1 protein-coding gene is annotated in these 1782 nt (G+C 59.4%); it reads right to left on the bottom strand.

Annotation, left to right across the window (positions count from 1 at the left end; all coding sequences use genetic code 11):
- The coding region (locus lacNas_RS13490; protein ID WP_507762798.1) for an SMC hinge domain-related protein at positions 1 to 1782 on the bottom strand (1782 nt) is incomplete at both ends.

Here is a 1782-nt window from a genome sequence, read left to right as displayed (position 1 = left end):
CCCCCTGACAGGAGGCTTAAGCGCTGCAGCTTCTTGCCCGGCGGCTGGGCGATGATCTCCACCCCGCTTTCCAGCAAATCGTCCGGTTCTGTCAGCGCCAGGCGCGCATTGCCGCCGCCGAAAACAAGCGGGAAAAGCCTGCTGAAGGAGGCAGCGATCTTCTGGAAGGTTTGGCCAAAGCGGTCCTTGACTTCCTGGTCCAGCTCGTCCATCGATTTCTGCAGGTTGCTTCTGGCTTCAAGCAGGTCGTTTTGCTGTCCGTTCAAAAAGTCATAACGCTCTTTGACCTCTTTGTACTCATCAATCGCGCCGAGGTTGACCGGACCAATGTCGTCAAGCGACATCTGGTGCAGCTTGACGCTGCGGCGCAGCTGCTGCTGGTTTTCGGCGGTGTTTTCCACCTTGGCCTGGGCCAGGGCGGCTTCATAAGTCAGCGAGTAGTCGTCTCGTAAACTGTCCAGGTGCTGCTTGAGCTGGCCCTTGATCGTGGCCAGTTTGACCGAGTACTCTTCCTGCTCACCAGCCGCGTCTTTTCTCAAATCGTAGTTCCTGGTGGCTACTGCTTCCAGCTGGTTGATCTGCCCGTTCAGCTGGCCCAACAGCTGGCTGGCCTGGTCCAAAGCCGCCTGCTTGTCTTTTTGCTGGGCTTGGAGGCGGTCTTGCTCAAGACTCAGCTCCTCCTTCTTGCTGGCTGACAACTGGCTGGAATTGGCCAGGTCAGTCAACTTGGCCTGCAGCTGCGCGATCTGTTTCTGGCTGCTTGCCTTCTGCCGCTCACGCTCGTTCATCCGCGAGCGCAGGTTTTCCTGCTTGTTGGCCAGAACAGCCAGCTGCGGATCAAGTTCTGCCAGCTTGTCCTGCACGTCCTGATTCATGTCGGTATAATTCTGGATCGTGTCCTGCAGGTCGGCCAGACCGGCTTTTTGCTGGTCAGCCAGGTCGGCCAGCCGGGCTTTTTCTGCCTGCTGGGCCTGCTGCTTGTCTTTCAGTCCAGCCAGGTAGCTTTCCTGTTCAGCCTGCTGCTCTTGGTACAAGTGCACCGCGCTTTCCAAGCGCTTGACTTCTTTTTCCTGGCTCTGGAAGGTCAAAACGGCCGCGCTTAAATCCTGCTGCAGAGCCTGCAAGTCCCGGCTGACCCGGTCATGCTGGTCCTGCTTTTCCTTGACGGCCTGCTCCAAAGAAGCCAGCTTGTCTTCCTTGTCATGGAACTCTTCTTCCAGCCGCTTGATCATTTCGGTCGTCTTGTTGATCTCAGCCGTCGTCTGCAGCGGGGAATTGCTGCGCTGGTTGCGCGCCCCGCCAGTCATGGCCCCGCCCGGGCTGATCACGTCCCCGTCCAGGGTTACGACCCGGTAGTGGCCGATCTGCCGGGAAACTGCCAGCGCGGTATCCATGTTGTCGACAATAATGATGCTGCCCAGCAAGTACTGAATAGCCTCGGAAATATCCGTTTCTCCCTTGGCTTCAACCAGCTCGCTGGCCAGGCCCTGAAAGCCGGCAAAGCGCTGCAGAGACTGCCTGGTTGACGCCGGAACCGTTCGGTATCTCAAGGCGTCCAGCGGCAAAAAGGTAGCCCGGCCCAAGCGGCGGACCTTGAGCTGCTGGATGGCCTGCTTGGCCGCCAGGCGGTCCTGGGCAACCAGACTCTGCACGCTACCGCCAAGGGCGGTCGTCATCGCCGCCTCCAGTTCAGCCGGGAAGGTCAGCAGTTCCCCAACGGCCCCGATGATCCCCGGGAACTGGCCGGGCTGGTTCAAGACCTGCTTGACCCCGGCGTAGTAG

The organism is Lactobacillus nasalidis, from assembly GCF_016587775.1.
GTDB classification, from domain to species: domain Bacteria; phylum Bacillota; class Bacilli; order Lactobacillales; family Lactobacillaceae; genus Lactobacillus; species Lactobacillus nasalidis.
Note: the sequence above shows the minus strand (reverse complement) of the source record. Positions and strands in the feature narration are given on the sequence as shown.